Here is an 18,863-nt window from a genome sequence, read left to right as displayed (position 1 = left end):
CTGCTTACTTCGCGATCTGGTGGTTCGACATGATTTCGATCGCGCGGCACAGTGCCGAGTGGTCTTGCTTGCCCAGGCCGTTGGCCGAGCACGTGTTGAAGAGCTCCTGCGCGGTGGCGGTGTTGGGCAGTGCCACGCCCAGCGCCTTGGCACCTTGCAGCGCCAGGTTCAGGTCCTTCTGGTGCAACTCGATGCGGAAGCCCGGGTCGAAGGTGCGCTTGACCATGCGCTCGCCGTGCACTTCCAGGATGCGCGAGGCCGCGAAGCCGCCCATCAGCGCCTGGCGCACCTTGGCCGGATCGGCACCCGCCTTGGAGGCGAACAGCAGCGCTTCGGACACGGCCTGGATGTTCAGCGCGACGATGATCTGGTTTGCCACCTTGGTAGTCTGGCCGTCGCCGTTGCCGCCCACCAGCGTGACGTTCTTGCCCATCAGGTCGAACAACGGCTTGACCTGGTCGAAGGCTTCCTGCGGCCCCCCGACCATGATGGTCAGCGAAGCGGCCCTTGCGCCCACCTCACCACCGGACACCGGTGCGTCCAGGTACGAGGCCCCCAGCTTGTTGATGCGTGCGGCGAAGTCCTTGGTCGCGATCGGCGAGATCGAGCTCATGTCGACCACGATCTTGCTGTAGCTGGCTTCCTTGCCGGCGGCCTTCAGCGCGGCGGCAACGCCCTTGTCGGCAAACAGCACGGCTTCCACGTGCGGGGTATCCGGCACCATGATGACGATGATGTCGGCACGCTTGGCGACTTCCTCGGCGCTGGTGCAGACGGTCACGCCTGCATCGACCAGCGCTTGCGGGGCCGGGTTGACGTCATGCACGAACAGCGTGTGGCCGGCGGCGCGCAGGTGGCCCGCCATCGGTGCGCCCATGATGCCCAGGCCGATGAAGCCGACGTTGCGTTGGTTTGCCATGTTGATGTCTCCTTGTATGAGATTAAGTCTGTCTTGGTTGGCGTAGGTGGTAACGGGTTACAGCAGGGGTTACCGCAGCGGTCACTGCACGCCGTGCGCGGCGCGCCAGCCCAGCCCGGCCTCGGTGGTGGTCTTCGGCTTGTACTCGCAGCCGATCCAGCCGGTGTATCCAATCTCGTCCAGGAACTTGAACAGGTACTGGTAGTTCAGCTCACCCGTGCCCGGCTCGTTGCGGCCCGGGTTGTCGGCCAGTTGCACATGCTTGATCTTCGGCAGGTTGACCTTGATGGTGTTGGCAATTTCGCCTTCCATGCGCTGCATGTGATAGATGTCGTACTGCACGTACAGGTTGGGCGCGTTGACCTGGTTGATCAGGTCGACAGCCTGCTGCGTGCGCGACAGGAAGAAGCCGGGGATGTCGAAGGTGTTGATCGGCTCGACCAGCAGGTCGATATGCTCGGCGGCCAGGGCGCTGGCAGCGAAGCGCAGGTTTTCCACCAGCGTTTCCTGCGCCTGTTCGCGCTTGACGTTCTGCGGCAGGATGCCGACCAGGCAGTTCAACTGGCGCACGCCCAGCACTTTGGCGTACTTGATGGCCTCGCCCACGCCGTCCTGGAACTCGCCCACGCGGTCCGGATGGCAGGCAATGCCGCGCTCGCCCGCTTCCCACTTGCCGGCGGGCAGGTTGTGCAGCACCAGATCCAGCTGGAAGCGGTTCAGGCGGTCAGCGATCTGGTCCGCGTGGAACGCATACGGAAACAGGAATTCCACGCCGCGGAAGCCCGCGCGCGCGGCGGCTTCGAAGCGGTCGAGAAAGCCCACTTCGTTGAACAGCATGGTCAGGTTGGCCGCAAGTTTGGTCATACGTCTCTCCGGTTTAGTTGTGTTGTCGTTCTGCCGGTGCAGAACCGGTTATGCAGGGGCGCTGGATTTGCGCGGGCCATAGCCCGCGCTTCCATGTTGGAATCGTGCTGCTTACGCCGTTTCCACTTCTTCGGTCAGGATCGCCTCGTCAGCGTCCTCGATATCCTCGATCGGCTCGAACTCGTTGATGTTGTCGATCTCGGTGCCCATCGCGATATTGGTCACGCGCTCCAGGATCACCTCGACCACCACCGGCACCGAGAACTCGGCCATCAGGTCGCGCGCTTCGGCAAAGGCCGGGGCGATGTCTTCCGGCTTGAACACGCGGATCGCCTTGCAGCCCAGGCCTTCGACCACCTTGACGTGGTCCACGCCGTAGCCGTTCAGCTCAGGGGAATTGACGTTGTCGAAGGCGAGCTGCACGCAGTAGTCCATCTCGAAGTTGCGCTGCGCCTGGCGAATCAGGCCGAGGTAGGAGTTGTTCACCACCACGTGGATGTACGGCACCTTGAACTGCGCGGCCACGGCCAGCTCCTCGATCATGAACTGGAAGTCGTAGTCGCCCGAGATCGCCACCACATCCGAATCCGGCGAAGCGGTCTTCACGCCGATCGCGGCCGGGATGGTCCAGCCCAGCGGGCCGGCCTGGCCGCAGTTGATCCAGTGGCGCGGCTGGTTGACCGACAGGAACTGCGCCGCGGCGATCTGCGACAGGCCGATGGTGCTGACGTAGCGCACGTCGCGCGGGAAGTACTGGTTCATCTCGCGGTACACGCGCTGCGGCTTGACCGGCACGTTGTCGAAGTCGCTCTTGCGCTGCAGGGTGCGGCGGCGCTTCTGCACGTCGGCGACCCACGACTTTCGGCACGGCAGGCGGCCGGCCATCTTCATTTCGCGGGCGACTTCGACGAACAGTTCCAGCGCGGCCCTGGCGTCGGAGACGATGCCCAGGTCCGGGCCGAACACGCGGCCGATCTGGGTGGGCTCGATGTCGACGTGCACGAACTTGCGGCCCTTGGTGTAGACATCGACGCTGCCGGTGTGGCGGTTGGCCCAGCGGTTGCCGATGCCCATCACGAAGTCCGAGGCCAGCAGCGTGGCATTGCCGTAGCGGTGCGAGGTCTGCAGGCCGACCATGCCGGCTTGCAGCGGGTGGTCGTCGGCCAGCACGCCCCAGCCCATCAGCGTCGGCACCACGGGCACGTTGACCAGTTCGGCAAACTCGACCAGCAGTTCCGACGCGTCAGCGTTGATCACGCCGCCGCCACACACGATCAGCGGGCGCTCGGCCGCATTGAGCATGGCGATGGCCTTCTCGATCTGGGCGCGCGAGGCGGCCGGCTTGTACGGCTGCAGCGGCTGGTAGGTCTCCGGATCGAATTCGATCTCGGCGACCTGCACGTCGAACGGCAGGTCGATCAGCACCGGGCCCGGACGGCCCGAACGCATGAGGTGGAAGGCCTGCTGGAACACCTGCGGCACCAGCGCCGGCTCGCGCACGGTCACGGCCCACTTGGTCACGGGCTTGGCGATCGATTCGATATCGACGGCCTGGAAGTCTTCCTTGTACAGGCGGGCGCGCGGGGCCTGGCCGGTGATGCAGAGGATGGGGATCGAATCCGCCCAGGCCGAGTACAGGCCGGTGATCATGTCGGTGCCGGCGGGGCCCGAGGTACCGACGCAGACGCCGATATTGCCCGGCTCGGCACGGGTGTAGCCCTCGGCCATGTGCGAGGCGCCTTCGACGTGGCGGGCCAGCACGTGGCTGATGTTGCCCGACTTGCGCATCGCCGAGTAGAACGGGTTGATTGCCGCGCCCGGGACGCCGAACGCCGTGGTCACGCCTTCCTTCTCCAGAACCGCGATGGCCGCGTCGATTGCTCTCATCTTTGCCATGATCTTGTCTCCAATGGTGGTGGGATTCGCATTGGAGTCGATCCTAGTCCCGCAACGGGGGCGGGATAAACAGAAGGACGATCAGTTGATTCGATACCCTGTGTATGGAATATGGCCATGGAAGCCCGATGAGACGGTCGCCGATGGCACGCCGGCGTATGCAATTGGATATGTGGTGTGATGAGCCGGCCACGCAGCGCAGCGGTGGGTACGCCCCGGTCCCGCGCGGCGTGGTGTCTATCCGGCACGTGCGCAAGCGGCGAAAATGGCGGTATTCCCTCGCCAGGCCCGACCATGTATTCCAGGCTCCCGCCGTCGTACGAACTGCTTGAAGCCCTTGAGGCGCGCACCACTGCGGCGCCCGCGCCGGCCGGCGGCTTCGCGCGCGCGCTGTGGTTCGGCTTTATCGCCGCGCTGGTGGCGACCCTGGTCTGCGGCGGTGCGCTTGCAGTCTGGCGGCTGTGGCTGAAGCACCCGGTGCCACTGTGGTCGCTGCGCACCTTCGAGGCGCTGCTGGCGCTGGCCGCCGCCTGCTACGTGGGTACGGGGCTGGCGCGTACCGGCACGGTGCTGGCCAGGCTGCGCAACCCGCTGCGCTGGCAGGCGGCCGAGATGGACCGCCAGCGCGCGGCCGAAGACGTGCTGCTGCGGCAGCTCGCGCGCGTACCGCCGGCGCAGCTGGAAGCGCGGCAGCGGCGCGTGGCCTTGCAGCTGCGGCTCTGGGAGGGGGCGGCGCGCACCTTGGGGCTGCTGCTGGCACTGGCGCCTGCCGCCGTGGTGCTGGCCAGCGCCTGGCGCACGCTGCCGCGTCCGGAGCAGACGGTGCCGATGCTGCTATGGGGCTATGGAGTGATGCTGGTCGCCGGCGGCGCCAGCTACCTGTACCTGCACGTGCAATGCAGCCGGCCGTTGCGGCGGCTGGCTTACGTGCTGGGCGAGGCTGCGCAGATGAATGCCGAGCTGGACGCGCGCCGGGCGCAACGCGCCGGCGCGACGCCGCGGCAGACGTGATCAGGCCGCAAGATAGGTCTGCACCAGTCGCACCCAGGCCGCCGCACCCAGCGGCAGCACCGCGTCGTTGAAGTCGTAGCCGGGGTTGTCCATGCAGCTGCCGAACTCGCCTTCGCCGTTGCCGCGGCGATCGGGTACACCGCCAGCACGCTGAGTACCAGCGAGGCCACCACCACCAGCGGCTCGAAGTGCGGCATTGTGCCCGCCAGTGCCCTGAAAAACTGCCCGCCATGCGCCGCGCCCGATCCGCTTCATAAGCGCCGCCGGGGTGCCACGGCGGCGCCGATGCCGCACAATGGCGCCCGGGAGACAAATACCAGATGGACAAACTCAAGCAAATCGAAGCCTTTATCGCCGTGGTGGAGCACGGCAGCATGGCGGCCGCCGCGCTGACGCAGAACGTCACGCCGGTGATGATCGGCCGCCGCATCAACGCGCTGGAAGCGCGCATCGGCGTCAAGCTGCTGCACCGGTCCACGCGCCGCATCGCCGTGACCGAGCAGGGCGCGGTGTTCATGGAGCAGTGCAAGAAGGCGCTGGCCGACCTGGACCGCGCCGAGATGCTGATCGCCGAAGGCAGACACAAGGCCACCGGCCACCTGATCGTGTCGGCGCCGGCCGCGTTCGGCCGCAAGCACGTGGCGCCGCACGCGCCGGCCTTCCTCGCCGCGAACCCGGAAGTGCAGATCTCCTTCAACCTGACCGACCGCGTGGTCGACCTGGTGCGCGAAGGCTATGACGTGGGCATCCGCATCGGCGGCGCGATCGATCCGAACTTTGTCGCGATCAAGCTCGCGTCCAACAAGCGCGTGGTGTGCGGCACGCCGGCCTACTTCGCCAAGTACGGCGTGCCGCAGACGCTGGATGACCTGGAGCAGCACAACTGCCTGGCGTTCAACCTGCAGGGCGGCCAGCAGCGCGGCTGGTACTTCAGCCAGAACGGCAAGACCGTGACGGTGCGCGTCAACGGCAACCTCGACTGCAACGATGGTGAGCTGCTGCACCGCTGGACCGGCGAGGGCCTGGGGCTGGGCTGGCGTTCGACCTGGGAGATCCTGCCGCAGCTCGAGAGCGGTGAACTGATTACCGTGCTCGACGAATACGCACTGCCCGCTTACGACATCCTGGCCGTGTACCCGCAGCAGCGTCCGGTGCCGGCCAAGATCCGTTTCTTTATCGAGCACCTGAAGGCGCAGTTCGCGCGGCCCGGCTACTGGATGGCGGCCGGGAACGGAGACTGAGGGGCTGACGATGATGACAGCCTGGCTCGCCGACCTCGTCGTCGTGGCGCACGGGCTGTTTATCCTGTTCGTGGTGGCGGGCGGCTTGCTGGTGTTGCGCTGGCCGCGCGTGGCGTGGCTGCACCTGCCCGCGGCGGTGTGGGGCGTGCTGATCGAATGGCTCGGCTGGATCTGCCCGCTGACGCCGCTGGAAAATACGCTGCGGCATGCCGCAGGGCAGGCTGGCTACAGCGGCGGGTTTATCGAGCGCTACCTGTTGCCGCTGATCTATCCGGCAGGGCTTACGCCGGCGGTGCAGTTGTGGCTGGGCGTGGTGGTGCTGGTGGTCAACGTGGCGATCTACGCGCTGTGGTGGCGCCGCCGGCGGGCCGTGCGGCGTCACCACTGAACGTTGCGCTTCAGCGTGCCGGATCGAAGCGCGGCGCGCGTTTTTCCATATTGGCCAGCACCGCCTCGCGCTGGTTGGGCGAGCCGACCAGTTTGTCCTGTTCATCGGACTCGGCCTGCAGGATTTCAGCGTCGCCCCCGCGCTCCACCACCGCCATCAGCCGCTTGGCGGCGCGGATCGCGTCGGGGCTCTTCAGCGCGACCTGGCGCGCGGCTTCCAGCGCGGCGGCGCGCGGGTCGTCCGCAACGTAGGTGGCGAGGCCCAGCTCGCACGCTTCGGTGCCGCTCAGCACCCGCGCACTGTAGATCAGCTCGCGCAGCACGTCGGGGCGGACCAGGCCGCGCGTCAGCACCATGCCGGCCATGTCGGGCACCAGGCCCCACTTCATCTCCATCACCGACAGCCTGGTGTCCGGCGCGACGTAGCGCACATCCGCGCCCAGCGCCACCTGCAAGCCGCCGCCGAAGGCAACGCCGTGCACCGCGGCGAACACCGGGACCGGCAACTCGCGCCACACCATGCAGGCGTATTGCGGGCGATTGGAAATGCCGTGAGTGCGCTTGCCAAGGCGGCCGGCGCCAATGCTGTCGTTGTGCGCCTGGCCATCGCCCGTGCCGTCGTCCGACAGCATCCCCGCCATGCGGCCCATGTCGAGACCGGCGCAGAAGGCGCGGCCTTCGCCCGACAGCACCACCGCACGCAGGTCCGGCATGCGGGCCAGCTGCTCGCCGGTTTCGATCAGGGCATCGAACATCGCCTGGTCGAGCGCGTTCATCTTGTCGGGCCGATTCAGGCGGACATCGGCGACGCCATCGTCGATCGTCACGAGAATTCGTTCGTTGCTGCTGGCGCTCATGCGCGGGCTCCTTGGATACGGGTTTGGGGTTATGCCGTGCGCGCAGTGTCGGCGGTCGGCAGTACATAGTCGCGATAGGTCTCGCGCAGCTTCACCTTCAGCAGCTTGCCGGTGGCGGTATGGGGCAGCGCCTCGACGAACACCACGTCGTCGGGCACCCACCAGCGCACCATCTTGCCGGCGAGGTAGTCCAGCAGCTCGGCCGCGCTGACGTCCTCGCCGGCGCGCTTTACTGCCACCAGCAGCGGGCGTTCCTGCCATTTGGGATGCGGCACGCCGATCACCGCCGCTTCGGCCACGGCGGGGTGGCCCATGGTGGCGTTCTCGACGTCGATCGACGAAATCCATTCGCCACCGGACTTGATCACGTCCTTGGCGCGGTCCACCAGCTGCACGTAGCCGTCAGGGTCGATGTTGGCAACGTCGCCGGTGTCGAACCAGCCATTGTCATCGAGCGCACTCGGTCCGGCCTTGAAATAGCCCGACGCGATCCACGGCCCGCGCACCTTGAGCCGGCCGAAGGCCTTGCCGTCGTGCGGCAGCGCGTTGCCGGCATCGTCCTCGATGCGCAGGTCCACGCCCCATAGCGCGCGGCCCTGCTTGAGCTGCACCTTCAGGCGCGCAGCATCCTCCAGTCCGGCGTGCTGCGGCAGCAGGGTGTTGATGACACCGATCGGGCTGGTCTCGGTCATGCCCCAGCCTTGCATCAGCCGTGCGCCGAATTGCCTGTCAAAGCGCTCGATCATTGCCGCGGGCGCGGCCGAGCCGCCGACGCCCGCAACCTTGAGCGGGAGCTGCGAAGGATCGATCTCGGGATGCGCATCGAGGTACTGGAACAGCATCAGCCATACTGTCGGCACGGCGGTGGAATAGGTCACACGCTCGTCGCGCAGCAGCCGGTAAACACTTTCACCGTCGAGGTGCTGCGCCGGCAGGACCATCTTGGCGCCGTTCATCGCGCACGCGTAGGGCAGCCCCCAGGCGTTGGCGTGGAACAGCGGCACGATCATCAGGACGCTGCTGTCGGGGCCGACGCCGAAGGTATCCGCCGCGCTCGCCTTCAGGCTGTGCAGCACGGTGGAGCGGTGCGAGTACAGCACGCCCTTGGGATTGCCCGTGGTGCCTGAGGTGTAGCAAAGCGAGGACGCGGTGCGTTCGTCGAACTGCGGCCAGTCGTAGGTATCGCTCTCAGCATCGAGCAGGTCTTCGTAGCACCGCGCATCGGGCACGCCGGCCGCCACCACCGCCGGCATCTGTGCACGGCCGGTCAGCGCGACATAGTGCTGCACGCTGGTGAGATGCGGCGCAAGCTGCGCCACCAGCGGCGAGAAGGTAGTATCGAAGCACAGCACGCGGTCTTCCGCGTGGTTGATGATGTAGGCAATCTGCTCCGGGAACAGCCGCGGGTTCACGGTGTGCAGTACCGCGCCCGAACCGGATACGCCGAAGTACAGCTCCAGGTGCCGGTGCGTGTTCCACGCCAGCGTGCCGACGCGGTCGCCCGGCTGCACGCCGAGCGCGGCCAGTGCATTGGCAACGCGTTTCGCGCGCCGGTGCACGGTCTCGTAGTTGCTGCGCACGGTGTCGCCTTCCACCGTGCGCGAGACGATCTCCTGTCTCGGGTGGTACGCCGCGGCGTATTCGATCAGCGAAGAAATCAACAACGGACGGTCTTGCATGAGGCCAAGCATGATGCGTCTCCAGGTGCTGTTTCCCTTGCCTCGGGGACGGCTGTCCCCGAGGGTGCTGCAAACGGCGAATGCGCTGGCGCTCAGCGGCCCTTGAACTGGGGCTTGCGCTTCTCGACGAAGGCGGCCACGCCCTCGCGGCAGTCTTCGCTGCGGCTGGCACGCGACTGCAGCGTGGCTTCCACCTCCAGTTGCGCGGCCAGGTCGTTGTCGAAGCTCTGGTTGAGCGCTTCCTTGATCAGCCCGTAGGCCATCGTCGGCATGGTGGCCAGGTGGCGCGCCAGCTTGCTGGCCTCGTCCTGCAGCGCTTCGTCGTCATAAAGCTTCCACACCAGTCCGATGCGATGCGCTTGCTCTGCGTCGATCTTCTCGGCCAGGATCGCCAGCGCGCGGGCGCGCATCTCGCCAGCGTAGCGCGGCAGGAAATAGGTGCTGCCGGCATCGGGAATCAGGCCGATCTTGGAGAACGCCTGCAGGAAGCTGGCCGAGCGGCCCGCCAGCACGACGTCGCCGGCCAGCGCCAGGCTCATGCCGGCGCCGGCGGCCACGCCATTGACCGCGGTGATCACCGGCTTGGGCATCTGGCGCAGCGCCATGATGATCGGGTGGTAGCGCTCGCGCAGCAGCGCGCCCGAATCGGACAGGCCGTTGCCGCCGCCCTGGCGCGCGGCCAGGTCGGCGCCGGCGCAGAAGCCGCGGCCGGCGCCGGTCAGCAGCACGGCACGCACCTCGGCATCGGCGGCGGCACGTTCCACGCCTTCGCGCAGTGCGCCCATCAGCTCGGCGTTCATCGCGTTGAGCACGTCGGGGCGGTTCAGCGTGAGCGTGGCCACGCCTTCGCTGGATTGGTAGAGCACGGCAGCGGTCATAGGTCGGTTCTCCATGTAGATAGTTATTTGTTCAAAAGGCGATGGCCTTACTGCGGCTTCTTCAGCGCGTCGGCGGAGGCGTCGCCCAGCTTGCTGCCGCCGTCGCAGTCGAGGATGGTGCCGGTCACGTAGCGCGCGTTGTCGCTGCTCAGGTACATCGCCGCGTCGGCGATATCGTCCTTGGTGCCGTAGTCGCGCAGTGCCAGGCGCGCCTTGTAGCGGGCCTCGACCTCGGGCGTCGGCGCGAGCCGCGCCATGCCTTCGGTATCGGCGATCGGGCCAGGCGAGATGCCGTTCACGCGTACGCCGGCCGGGCCCCATTCCATCGCCAGGCACTTGATCAGCATGTTGATGCCGGCCTTGGCCGCGCAGGCGTGGGCCTGGAACATCATCGCGTTGACCGCCTGCGGCGCGGTAATGGCGATCAGCGACGAGCCTGGCTTGTTGAGGTGGTCGAAGCTGGCGCGGAATACGTTGAAGGTGCCGAGCAGGTCAATATCGACCACGGTCTTGAAGGCATTGGCCGACATGCCGACCACCGGCGCGAGGAAGTTGCCCGCTGCGCCGGAGATCACCACGTCGATCGGGCCCAGCTCGTCCTGGGTGCGGGCGAAGGCCGCTTCCACGGCGGCGTAGTCGCGCACGTCGGCGGCCATGCCGATGGCGGTGCCGCCGGCCGCGGTGATGGTATCGGCCGCGGCCTGGATGCGTTCGGCGGTGCGGCTGATCAGCGCGAGCTTCGCGCCGGCGCGCGCGAAGCCGTGCGCGATGCCGAGGTTGATGCCGGAAGAAGCGCCGGCGATAAATACGGTCTTGCCGGCGAAGGCGTCTGCGCGGAAGGCACTGGGCATGGAAAGTCCTCTCGATCGATGGTCAGGGCGATGCTTGCCGCGATCCGGCAGGGCAGATCGTGGCGGGGTGGGGCGGGGAAGCGAGTGAGGGTGCTAGCGCCGGCGGCGTGGCCGCCGGGCGGGCGTGGCGCAGTAGCGCATGACTGGTCTCCATTTCTGCGTTCTGATTTACGTCCGCGCGGATGCTCCGGCGGCGCTGGCCTCTGGCTCGGGCCTCCGGCATCCTAACCCGAAGCCGGGGTTCGTTCACGCGCGCCGTCGGCAATGCCGGACCGCCGCCGGCGCAATAGTGCGAGCGCGGCGGCGGCACCGTCAACGCGGCTGCAGTCGCCGCAAAGCGCTGGCTGGAAAGGGAAAACGGCATGCCCCGGAGGGGAAGAACACTGGCCCCGGCGGTGCGCCGTTCAGCGGCACGAAAGCCAGTCCTCAGAAAAAAGAAAGCCCGCACACCATTGCAGCGTGCGGGCAGCCTTCCGGCGATAAGGCGCGGAAGGCGGAGTGCTCATGAAGTGCGCCCCCGCGTCTTCATGGCGAGGGCAAGTGTGCGCGCGGGCGGCGCTTGCTGCTTTGACTCACGTCAAGCGCGGGTCAGGCGCCTCGGAAGTGATCAGGCCAGCAGTGCCGCCACCAGGTCCTTGCCCCGCGCCACCGGCGGGGTTTCCTCGAAATGCAGGGCGCCCTCGACATGGCCGAGGTGCTCCACCATCAGCGCGACGGCCCGCTCGACATCGCCGGCACGGGCGGCCTCGATGAACTCGCGATGCTCGTCCGACGAGCACGCCGCGTCGCGGCGCGACTGGTACAGCATGGTGATCACCGCGCTGCGCGTCGACAGTTCGCGCATCATCTCGGTCAGCACGCCGTTGCCGACCACCTCGGCCAGCACGATATGGAAGTCGCCCAGCAGCCGGGTGCGCACCTGCGCATCGTTGCCAGCCAGCGCCTTGCGTTCGGACGCCAGGTGCTTGTCGATGCGCTTGTAGTCGGCAGGCGTCGCCTTGGCGACGAACTCGCGCGCCAGCGCCGCTTCCAGGATGCGGCGCACCGCGAAGACTTCGCGCGCTTCTTCCGCACTGGGCTTGGCGACGAAGGCGCCCTTGTCCGGCACCATCTGGATGACCTTGTCCTTGGACAGCATCAGCAGCGCCGCGCGCACCTTGGTGCGGCTGACGCGATAGACGCTGGCCAGGGCCTCCTCGCGCAGCTTGGTGCCGGGCGGCAGGCGGTGCGAGACGATCGCCGCGACAATGTCTTCGGCGATCGCTTCGGCGGTCATGTCAGGATCGATATGCTCGGGCATGGCAGCGCACTTGCGCAGAGGCTGCGCGGTAGGGGAGATGCCGTGATTCTAGCGCCCCACGACGGTCCCGGGCACGGCGGCGGGCGAACCCGCACCGGCGCCGTCTTGCGCCATCGCGGCAAGGCCCGCATCCAGGTCGGTCGCCTCGATGGTGCCGTTGAGCACCCCATGCGCCCGTTCGCGGTCGATATCCTTCTCCCAGGCCGCCACCACCACGGTTGCCACGCAGTTGCCGATCAGGTTGCCGAGGGCGCGCGCGATGCCGATAAACCAGTCCACCGACAGCACCAGCACCAGCCCGATCGCCGGAATCGCCGGATGTGCCGACAGCGTCGCCGCCAGGATCACGATGGCCGAGCCCGGGATGCCGTGCGCGCCCTTGGAGGTGACCAGCGCCACCGCCAGGATGCCGAGCAGGTCTGCCATTGCCAGCGGCGTGTTGGTGGCCTGGGCGATAAACACCGCGGCCAGCGTCAGGTAGATCGAGAACGCATCCAGGTTGAAGGAGTAGCCGGTAGGAATCACCAGGCCCACCACCGACTTCTTGATGCCCATGAATTCCAGCTTCTTCATCACCTGCGGCAGCACGCTGTCGGACGAGGCGGTGCCCAGCACCACCAGCAGCTCGGCGCGCAGGTAGCGGATCAGCTTGATCACCGAGAAGCCGCACACGCGCATGATGGTGCCCAGCACCACCAGCACGAAGATGATCACCGCGCCGTAGAACAGGAACACCAGGAAACCGAGCTGCTTGAGCGAGCCGATGCCGTACTTGCCCACGGTAAAGGCCACCGCGCCCAGCACGCCCAGCGGCGCCAGCTTGATGATGAAACCCATCATCTTGAACAGCGTGTGCGAGAAGGTGTCGATCAGCTTGACCAGCGGCCGGCCCGGCTCACCGACCAGCGACAGCGCGCAGCCGAACAGGATCGATACCAGCAGCACCTGCAGCACGTCGCCATTGGCAAACGCGCCGAACACGGTATTGGGGATCAGTTTGAGCAGGAAGTCGACCGTGCCCTGGTCCTTGACCTTGGTGGCGTTGTCGATGAAGCCGGCGATGGCCGACGCATCGAGCGAACGCGGGTCGACATTCATGCCGACGCCGGGCTGGAACACATAGGCCAGCAAGATGCCCAGCGCCAGCGCAATGGTGGTGACGATCTCGAAATACACCACAGCCTTGATGCCGACACGGCCGACCTTCTTCAGCTCGCCGGCGCCGCAGATACCGGCCACCACCACGCAGAACACGATGGGCCCGATCAGCATCTTGATCAGCTTGATAAAGGCGTCGCCAAGCGGCTTGAGCTTGGCGGCGAACTCAGGAAAAACCAGGCCGAGTGCGGTGCCGATCACAAGTGCGATCAGTACCTGGCCGAACAGCGAGCGGGTAAAGCGGGTGTGCAGGCGAGGGGTGCCCGGGCGGGGCTGCGAGGGAACTGCATGCTGCATGGTTGTCTCCGTGCCGGGCCGGTCCTGCACTTGTCCATTGGCTTGTGCAGGCTGGCCCATCTGATCCAGGAATCACCGGCTGCCCCCGTACTGCTCTGCTGGCTGGTGGGCTGCCGGCCTTACGTTCCGGGCGGGGCCTCCAGGTCGGAAGCTCGCCACCTCGCGGACAGCCCCCCTGTTGGGACGGTATCCACGCAATCCGCTGTCCGGACCGGATTGTCCGCAGCGAATTGTCTGAACGTGGAATCGAATATAGTGCATATCATTTTTGTATGCAATTTTTGAATTCACTGTGCTAACATGAATCGCACAGAATAGAGCTTCGGCACGGGCGCCATGCCCGCGCCGGCTGGCCCCGGCAGACGCCGGAAGGTTCGGCCGGATCATCCCGCCGCGGCAATCACGCACTTCCAGCAGGAGACAACGCATGGCAGCAAATCCGTCGCCGTCCACACCCGCAGAGGTAGGCACGCGCATCATGGGCTGGGCCGACGCCCTGGCCGTCCACACCGAGCAGCCCGGCATGCTCACCCGTACCTACCTGACCGAGGCCCACCACGGCGCCGCCGCGCAGCTGACCGAATGGATGCAGCAGGCCGGCATGACCGTGCGGCGCGATGCCGCCGGCAACGTGATCGGCCGCTACGAGGGCACCTCGCCGGACGCACCCGCACTCTTGACCGGTTCGCACTTCGACACCGTGCGCGACGGCGGCCGCTATGACGGCAACCTCGGCGTGATCCTGCCGACCGCCTGCGTGGCGGAATGGAACCGCCAGGGCAAGCGCTTCCCGTTCGCGATCGAGGTGGTGGGCTTTGCCGAGGAAGAGGGCGTGCGCTTCAAGGCCACGCTGCTCGGCAGCCGCGCCATCGCCGGCACCTTCGACAACAACGTGCTCGACAACGTCGACGATTCCGGCAAGACCATGCGTGAAGTGATGCACGAGGCCGGTTTCGACGCCGCCGCGCTGCCGGCCGCGAAACACGATCGCAGCAAGGTGCTGGCCTTCGTCGAAGTCCATATCGAGCAGGGCCCGGTGCTGCTCAACGAAAACCTGCCGGTAGGCGTGGTGACGGCCATTTCCGGCGCCACCCGCTTTATCGTCGAGCTCGAAGGCCTGGCCGGCCACGCCGGCACGGTGCCGATGGACATGCGCCGCGACGCGGCCATGGCCGGTGCCGAGATCGGCCTCTTTATCGAGAAGCGCTGCGGCGGCAAGCCGGGCCTGGTCGGCACGGTGGGCCAGTTCAGCGTGCCCAACGGCGCCACCAACGTGGTGCCCGGCCACGCGGTGTTCTCCATCGACATCCGCTCGGGCATCGACGCCGAGCGCGAGGCCGCCGTCAACGACGTGCTGGCCGAGATCGAGCGCGTATGCGCGCGCCGCAACGTGCGCGCACAAGTGCGCAAGACCCACGAGGCGAAGAGCGTGCCGTGCGCCCCGTGGCTGCAAGAGCAATGGGCCGCTGCCATTGCCCGCCAGGGCGTGCCGGTGCGCCACCTGGCGTCGGGCGCCGGCCACGACGCCATGGCTATTGCCGCCATCGCCGACGTCGCCATGCTGTTCGTGCGCTGCGGCAACGGCGGCATCAGCCACCATCCCACCGAAACCATGACCGCCGAAGATGCAGCCGTGTCCGCGCGCGTGTTCAGCGATTTCGTCGAAAGCTTCCGGCTGCCCCAGTAAGCGCGCACGCCCCGAACCCCACCCGAACCCTCCTGAGTAGTTACGAGAACAAGTCATGACCGCACGAGACAATATGAACCCCATCGAAACCACGCTGACCCAGTTCATCGACCAGCACCGCCCGGAGCAGGAAGCCTTCCTGGCGGAGCTGGTCAAGGTGCCCTCGGACAACCCGGCCGGTGACTGCGACGCCCATGGCAAGCGCGCCAAGGAACTGCTGGAGGGCCTGGGCTTTGCGGTGGAAGCGCACAAGGTGCCCGACGCGCAGGTGAAGGCGGCCGGCATGATCAGCGCCACCAACCTGATCGTGCGCAAGCAGTTCGGCACGGGCGGCCCGACCATCGCCATGAACGCCCACGGCGACGTGGTGCCCCCGGGCCTGGGCTGGACCAAGGACCCCTACGGCGGCGAGGTTGCCGACAGCGAGCATGGTCCGGTCATGTACGGCCGCGGCGTGGCGGTGTCCAAGTCGGATTTCGCCACCTACACCTATGCCGTGCTGGCGCTGATGGAAGCCGAGAAGCAGGGCGCGAAGATCAACGGCGCGGTCGAGTTGCAGTTCACCTATGACGAGGAAACCGGCGGCGATATCGGTCCCAAGTTCCTGCTCGACAACAACCTGAGCAAGGCCGACTACGCGATCTCGGCCGGCTTCTCGTACGGCATCACCTCGTCGCACAACGGCTGCCTGCACGTGGAAGTGACCGTCAAGGGCAAGCAGGGCCACGCCGCCATGCCGCACACCGGCGTGGATGCGATCGAAGCCGCGACCCACATCCTGCAGGCCATCTACGGACTGCGTGCCGAGCTGGCCACGCGCAAGTCCAAGGTGCCGGGCATCGACACCGCCACGCTGAACGTCGGCCTGATCAAGGGCGGCATCAACACCAACGTGGTGCCGGACCTGGTGACCTTCCGCGTCGACCGCCGCATGATCCCCGAGGAAATCGGCTTCGACGCCGAAGGCGAGATCCGCGCCGTGGTGGAGAACGCCGCCAAGGACCGTCCGGGCATCGAAGTCAAGGTCGAGCGCATCATCCTGGCCGAGCCGCTGTCGGAACTGCCGGGCGTGGAAAAGCTGATCGGCGCGCTGAAGAGCCGTGCCGAGTCGGTGTTCGGCGTGGAGATCCCGGTGCAAGGCGTGCCGCTGTACACGGACGCACGCCACTACACCAAGCGCGGCATCCCGACTGTGCTGTATGGCGCTGGTCCGCGCACGCTGATGGAGGCGCGCGGCCACAACTCGGATGAGAACCTGCGGTTGAACGACCTGAACCGGGCGACCAAGGTGGTGGCGCTGGCGTTGTCGGATTTGATGAAGTAAGCAGTTCGATGAGCGCCGCCGGCAGGCGGTTGCGCAAAAGCAAGAAAAGACGCCACGGAGGGTCCGTGGCGTCTTTTTGTTGGATGGTCGATCAGACAGTGATGCTGCTCCGCTCACCTCGCGCCCGACGGGTACTCGCGCATCAGCACCGCAATGATCTGCGAGGCCGTACTCGCGGAGGCCGATTCTGCCTACTCCGGCAGGGTATTCGCCCCCGCCCCCAGCACCCGCTGCATCAGCACCGTATCGATCCACTGGCCATGCTTGAAACCCGCCGCCTCCAGCCGGCCTACGGTGCGAAAACCCAGCCGTTCATGCACGGCCAGCGAGCCGGCACCCTCGCCGCCGGCGGTGCAGGCGATCACGGCGACCATCTGGCGCCACGGCCCGGTCTCGCACCGCGCGATCAGTTCAGCGAGCAGCGCCTGGCCCAGGCCTTCGCCGACGCGGCGGTGGTCAATATAGATCGAGTCCTCGATGGCAAAACGGTAGGCGCTGCGAGTGCGGTACGACGAGGCATAGGCGTAGCCCAGCACCTCGCCCTCGCGTTCGGCGACCAGATAGGGCAGTCCCTTGCACTGCACCTCGGCAAAGCGCCGCTGCATGTCGTCGAGCGTGGGCGGCACCTCTTCGAACGAGGCGCGGCCGTGCAGTACGTGGTGCGCGTAGATGGCGTGGATGGCAGGAACGTCGGCGGGGGTAGCGTCGCGCAGCGAGAACGATTTGGGCGCGGTGGTGCGGTCTGCGGGACTGGTGGAAGCGGTGGCGGAGGTCATCGGAAAAGGCAGGCTCGGCTGGCCGGAAGCAAGGAATTGGGGCAACGCAGGATGCGTGCCGGACACATGATCGTACCTACCCCTGCGCGATCGCCGGTGTCTTGTATATAGTGCGGTTTGATTTGCACCGCATTAGTGCCGACGCCCCAGTCCGGGGCACGATAATGACCAGAAAGGACAAGAAAGGACCTGCCATGATCACGATCTACCACAACCCCCGCTGCTCCAAGTCGCGCGAGACGCTGGCCCTGGTCGAAGCCGCCGCCGAAAGGCTGGGCGAACCGGTGGAAATCGTGGAGTACCTGAAGCACCCGCCGTCGCTGTCCACGCTGCGCCAGCTCCACACCATGCTGGGCGTGCCGGTGCGCGAGATGCTGCGCGACAACGAGGCGCCGTACGCTGAACTGGGCCTGGACGACCCCGGCCTGACCGACGCCGAACTGCTGGCCGCCGTGGCCGACAACCCGATCCTGCTGCAGCGCCCGGTTGTGGTGCGCAACCGCCGCGCCGCGATCGGCCGGCCGCCCGAGAACGTGACCCAACTGCTGGCCTGACCCTTGTCAAGCGCGGCCCCGGAATAGAACCGGCCCCCACGGACTGTGGGGGCCGGCCGGTCTGCGAGACAAACTGCTTCAGGCGGGTCGTCTAATGAACACCCAGCCAGTGCATGGCCTCCTGACCGAAAGCGATGGCCGCCAGCACGACCAGCAGCACCACCAGCGTCACCGTGCTGACGTACAACGTTGCCTTGGCGACTTCGGCGTCCTCATCCGAGGTGTGTCGATGGGTAATGGGCGTGGCGCCGCGCGTGGCATGCGGCCAGTGGATCCGGCCGGCCAGGTCTCTCAAGTGCAGGTCGGTAGGAAAACGCATGATCGACACCTCCTCGGCAGGCGCCGCGCGGACCGGGCAACATGGGTCAGACGGTATATGGCGGGGTTGCGCGATTGCGCCGGATAGTCTGTTGGCTCGTTTCGCCCGGTGCGCCATATCCACTTCTAATATAGGCGGGATGAGGTCGGATGCGAGGCGCAGTCTGCAAAGGACGTGCCGCCATGCATGCTGCGGCGCAGCGGCAGGTTCAGGACTGCGCTGGCGGGGGTGACGGCTCGCTTGCCTCGTCGGCACTGCCGGGCCCCGGGGCCGCCATCGCGGCCTCGCGTTCGCGCAATGTCGCCAGCATGTTGCAGAACAGCGCGCCTTGCTCCAGCGCATCGTCCAGCGCCACGTGGGTATGCGGCAGCGGGTCCAGCCATCCGGCCGGGAAGGCTGCCTTGACCGTCCTGCGGTAGGGCCGCCCGGTCAGCGCGAAGCCCAGCGTCTTGATATCCAGCGCCGCCCAGCCAAAGGGCGAACGCCCGGCAAAACGCATCATGTACCAGAACATCCAGGTGAAATCGAAACCGGCCGGAAAGGCCACGAAGACCGGCTTGCCGGGCAGGCTCTCGACCCATTCGACGTAGCGCACCATGGCGTCCTCGGGGCGCTGCAGGTCGCGCCGGCAGGCGCTCCAGGCTTCGGGCTGGGTTTGCCACCACTGCATCTGCACCGGGTGGCCGGCGGCGCCGGGCAGCGTTTCCAGGTTGGCCGAGAAGGTGCCGACCACGGTCTTGTCCGCCAGCATCGCCGCCGAGGCGAACGACAGCATCGAATGCGGGCCCGGGATCGGGCCGTCGGCCTCCACGTCGGTGCTGACGTAGATCTCCGGGCGGGTGTCGGGCGCCTGTCGCTTGGCCAT

18 protein-coding genes and 1 pseudogene are annotated in these 18,863 nt (G+C 66.9%); 6 read left to right on the top strand and 13 right to left on the bottom strand.

Features of this window, described 5'->3' with window-relative positions; translation table 11 throughout:
- Nucleotides 1–4: 4 nt before the first annotated feature.
- The 3 genes from glxR to gcl all read right to left on the bottom strand — a co-directional run bounded on the left by glxR (nt 5) and on the right by gcl (nt 3,679).
- Nucleotides 5–919 (bottom strand): 2-hydroxy-3-oxopropionate reductase, encoded by a 915-nt coding sequence (gene glxR, locus ABNX08_RS20375; protein ID WP_022536956.1) that lies wholly within the window; start codon nt 917–919, stop codon nt 5–7.
- Nucleotides 920–1,000: 81 nt separating this feature from the next.
- The gene (gene hyi, locus ABNX08_RS20370) at nt 1,001–1,783 is read right to left on the bottom strand and encodes a hydroxypyruvate isomerase (protein WP_349604419.1); all 783 of its coding nucleotides are present in this window, start codon (nt 1,781–1,783) and stop codon (nt 1,001–1,003) included.
- A gap of 111 nt (nt 1,784–1,894) precedes the next feature.
- Nucleotides 1,895–3,679, bottom strand: a complete 1,785-nt coding sequence (gcl, locus tag ABNX08_RS20365; RefSeq protein WP_349604420.1) for a glyoxylate carboligase — start codon at nt 3,677–3,679, stop codon at nt 1,895–1,897.
- Between the two features lie 294 nt (nt 3,680–3,973).
- Between gcl and ABNX08_RS20360 the strand changes: the two genes are divergently transcribed.
- Nucleotides 3,974–4,690 (top strand): hypothetical protein, encoded by a 717-nt coding sequence (locus ABNX08_RS20360; RefSeq protein ID WP_349604421.1) that lies wholly within the window; start codon nt 3,974–3,976, stop codon nt 4,688–4,690.
- Here the strand turns inward: ABNX08_RS20360 and ABNX08_RS20355 are convergent.
- Nucleotides 4,691–4,813: pseudogene (locus tag ABNX08_RS20355) on the bottom strand (amidohydrolase); the annotation flags it as partial.
- 197 nt (nt 4,814–5,010) lie between these two features.
- Between ABNX08_RS20355 and ABNX08_RS20350 the strand changes: the two are divergent.
- Both ABNX08_RS20350 and ABNX08_RS20345 read left to right on the top strand, forming a co-directional pair.
- Nucleotides 5,011–5,931, top strand: coding sequence for a LysR family transcriptional regulator (locus tag ABNX08_RS20350; RefSeq protein ID WP_022536951.1), 921 nt, complete (start codon nt 5,011–5,013; stop codon nt 5,929–5,931).
- A 10-nt stretch (nt 5,932–5,941) separates the two neighbouring features.
- Nucleotides 5,942–6,319, top strand: coding sequence for a DUF2784 domain-containing protein (locus ABNX08_RS20345; RefSeq protein ID WP_022536950.1), 378 nt, complete (start codon nt 5,942–5,944; stop codon nt 6,317–6,319).
- Nucleotides 6,320–6,329: 10 nt separating this feature from the next.
- On the opposite strand, the gene ABNX08_RS20340 is transcribed toward ABNX08_RS20345, so the two are convergent.
- The 6 genes from ABNX08_RS20340 to ABNX08_RS20315 form a co-directional block, all read right to left on the bottom strand.
- Nucleotides 6,330–7,175, bottom strand: a complete 846-nt coding sequence (locus ABNX08_RS20340; protein WP_022536949.1) for a crotonase/enoyl-CoA hydratase family protein — start codon at nt 7,173–7,175, stop codon at nt 6,330–6,332.
- A gap of 29 nt (nt 7,176–7,204) precedes the next feature.
- A complete protein-coding gene (locus ABNX08_RS20335) occupies nt 7,205–8,866 on the bottom strand; it encodes a long-chain-fatty-acid--CoA ligase (RefSeq protein WP_349604423.1) in 1,662 nt (553 codons plus the stop codon).
- A gap of 80 nt (nt 8,867–8,946) precedes the next feature.
- The gene (locus tag ABNX08_RS20330; protein ID WP_349604425.1) at nt 8,947–9,732 is read right to left on the bottom strand and encodes an enoyl-CoA hydratase-related protein; all 786 of its coding nucleotides are present in this window, start codon (nt 9,730–9,732) and stop codon (nt 8,947–8,949) included.
- 47 nt (nt 9,733–9,779) lie between these two features.
- Nucleotides 9,780–10,583 carry an SDR family oxidoreductase gene (locus ABNX08_RS20325; RefSeq protein ID WP_022536946.1) on the bottom strand — a complete coding sequence of 268 codons (804 nt, stop codon included), beginning with the start codon at nt 10,581–10,583 and terminating at the stop codon, nt 9,780–9,782.
- Between the two features lie 607 nt (nt 10,584–11,190).
- Nucleotides 11,191–11,883 (bottom strand): GntR family transcriptional regulator, encoded by a 693-nt coding sequence (locus ABNX08_RS20320; RefSeq protein WP_022536945.1) that lies wholly within the window; start codon nt 11,881–11,883, stop codon nt 11,191–11,193.
- A gap of 48 nt (nt 11,884–11,931) precedes the next feature.
- Nucleotides 11,932–13,338, bottom strand: a complete 1,407-nt coding sequence (locus ABNX08_RS20315) for a C4-dicarboxylate transporter DctA (RefSeq protein ID WP_022536944.1) — start codon at nt 13,336–13,338, stop codon at nt 11,932–11,934.
- A 427-nt stretch (nt 13,339–13,765) separates the two neighbouring features.
- Here ABNX08_RS20315 and ABNX08_RS20310 point away from each other — a divergent pair, with 427 nt between their 5' ends.
- Nucleotides 13,766–15,025: an allantoate amidohydrolase gene (locus tag ABNX08_RS20310; protein ID WP_349604428.1), complete on the top strand. Its 1,260-nt coding sequence runs from the start codon at nt 13,766–13,768 to the stop codon at nt 15,023–15,025.
- 55 nt (nt 15,026–15,080) lie between these two features.
- The gene (locus ABNX08_RS20305; RefSeq protein WP_022536942.1) at nt 15,081–16,349 is read left to right on the top strand and encodes a M20/M25/M40 family metallo-hydrolase; all 1,269 of its coding nucleotides are present in this window, start codon (nt 15,081–15,083) and stop codon (nt 16,347–16,349) included.
- A gap of 191 nt (nt 16,350–16,540) precedes the next feature.
- On the opposite strand, the gene ABNX08_RS20300 is transcribed toward ABNX08_RS20305, so the two are convergent.
- Nucleotides 16,541–17,125, bottom strand: coding sequence for an N-acetyltransferase family protein (locus ABNX08_RS20300; RefSeq protein WP_349604430.1), 585 nt, complete (start codon nt 17,123–17,125; stop codon nt 16,541–16,543).
- A gap of 194 nt (nt 17,126–17,319) precedes the next feature.
- Between ABNX08_RS20300 and arsC the strand changes: the two genes are divergently transcribed.
- Entirely contained in the window at nt 17,320–17,679 is a 360-nt protein-coding gene (gene arsC / locus ABNX08_RS20295; RefSeq protein WP_022536940.1) for an arsenate reductase (glutaredoxin), read from the top strand.
- Nucleotides 17,680–17,770: 91 nt separating this feature from the next.
- Here the strand turns inward: arsC and ABNX08_RS20290 are convergent, their stop codons facing one another.
- Together ABNX08_RS20290 and ABNX08_RS20285 are read right to left on the bottom strand one after the other, a co-directional pair.
- Nucleotides 17,771–17,998, bottom strand: a complete 228-nt coding sequence (locus ABNX08_RS20290; RefSeq protein ID WP_022536939.1) for a hypothetical protein — start codon at nt 17,996–17,998, stop codon at nt 17,771–17,773.
- Between the two features lie 208 nt (nt 17,999–18,206).
- Nucleotides 18,207–18,863, bottom strand: a complete 657-nt coding sequence (locus ABNX08_RS20285; protein WP_349604433.1) for an exonuclease — start codon at nt 18,861–18,863, stop codon at nt 18,207–18,209.

The organism is Cupriavidus sp. DF5525 (genome assembly GCF_040149425.2).
GTDB lineage: Bacteria > Pseudomonadota > Gammaproteobacteria > Burkholderiales > Burkholderiaceae > Cupriavidus > Cupriavidus pickettii_A.
The sequence above is the reverse complement of the archived record's forward strand: the minus strand, read 5'-3'. Positions and strand labels throughout refer to the sequence as shown.

Bases quoted from the DNA above. Each gene is read 5' to 3' on its own strand.
- glxR (WP_022536956.1), bottom strand. From the start codon at position 919: ATGGCAAACCAACGCAACGTCGGCTTCATCGGCCTGGGCATCATGGGC.
- hyi (WP_349604419.1), bottom strand. From the start codon at position 1,783: ATGACCAAACTTGCGGCCAACCTGACCATGCTGTTCAACGAAGTGGGC.
- gcl (WP_349604420.1), bottom strand. From the start codon at position 3,679: ATGGCAAAGATGAGAGCAATCGACGCGGCCATCGCGGTTCTGGAGAAG.
- ABNX08_RS20360 (WP_349604421.1), top strand. From the start codon at position 3,974: ATGTATTCCAGGCTCCCGCCGTCGTACGAACTGCTTGAAGCCCTTGAG.
- ABNX08_RS20350 (WP_022536951.1), top strand. From the start codon at position 5,011: ATGGACAAACTCAAGCAAATCGAAGCCTTTATCGCCGTGGTGGAGCAC.
- ABNX08_RS20345 (WP_022536950.1), top strand. From the start codon at position 5,942: ATGATGACAGCCTGGCTCGCCGACCTCGTCGTCGTGGCGCACGGGCTG.
- ABNX08_RS20340 (WP_022536949.1), bottom strand. From the start codon at position 7,175: ATGAGCGCCAGCAGCAACGAACGAATTCTCGTGACGATCGACGATGGC.
- ABNX08_RS20335 (WP_349604423.1), bottom strand. From the start codon at position 8,866: ATGCTTGGCCTCATGCAAGACCGTCCGTTGTTGATTTCTTCGCTGATC.
- ABNX08_RS20330 (WP_349604425.1), bottom strand. From the start codon at position 9,732: ATGACCGCTGCCGTGCTCTACCAATCCAGCGAAGGCGTGGCCACGCTC.
- ABNX08_RS20325 (WP_022536946.1), bottom strand. From the start codon at position 10,583: ATGCCCAGTGCCTTCCGCGCAGACGCCTTCGCCGGCAAGACCGTATTT.
- ABNX08_RS20320 (WP_022536945.1), bottom strand. From the start codon at position 11,883: ATGCCCGAGCATATCGATCCTGACATGACCGCCGAAGCGATCGCCGAA.
- ABNX08_RS20315 (WP_022536944.1), bottom strand. From the start codon at position 13,338: ATGCAGCATGCAGTTCCCTCGCAGCCCCGCCCGGGCACCCCTCGCCTG.
- ABNX08_RS20310 (WP_349604428.1), top strand. From the start codon at position 13,766: ATGGCAGCAAATCCGTCGCCGTCCACACCCGCAGAGGTAGGCACGCGC.
- ABNX08_RS20305 (WP_022536942.1), top strand. From the start codon at position 15,081: ATGACCGCACGAGACAATATGAACCCCATCGAAACCACGCTGACCCAG.
- ABNX08_RS20300 (WP_349604430.1), bottom strand. From the start codon at position 17,125: ATGACCTCCGCCACCGCTTCCACCAGTCCCGCAGACCGCACCACCGCG.
- arsC (WP_022536940.1), top strand. From the start codon at position 17,320: ATGATCACGATCTACCACAACCCCCGCTGCTCCAAGTCGCGCGAGACG.
- ABNX08_RS20290 (WP_022536939.1), bottom strand. From the start codon at position 17,998: ATGCGTTTTCCTACCGACCTGCACTTGAGAGACCTGGCCGGCCGGATC.
- ABNX08_RS20285 (WP_349604433.1), bottom strand. From the start codon at position 18,863: ATGGCCAAGCGACAGGCGCCCGACACCCGCCCGGAGATCTACGTCAGC.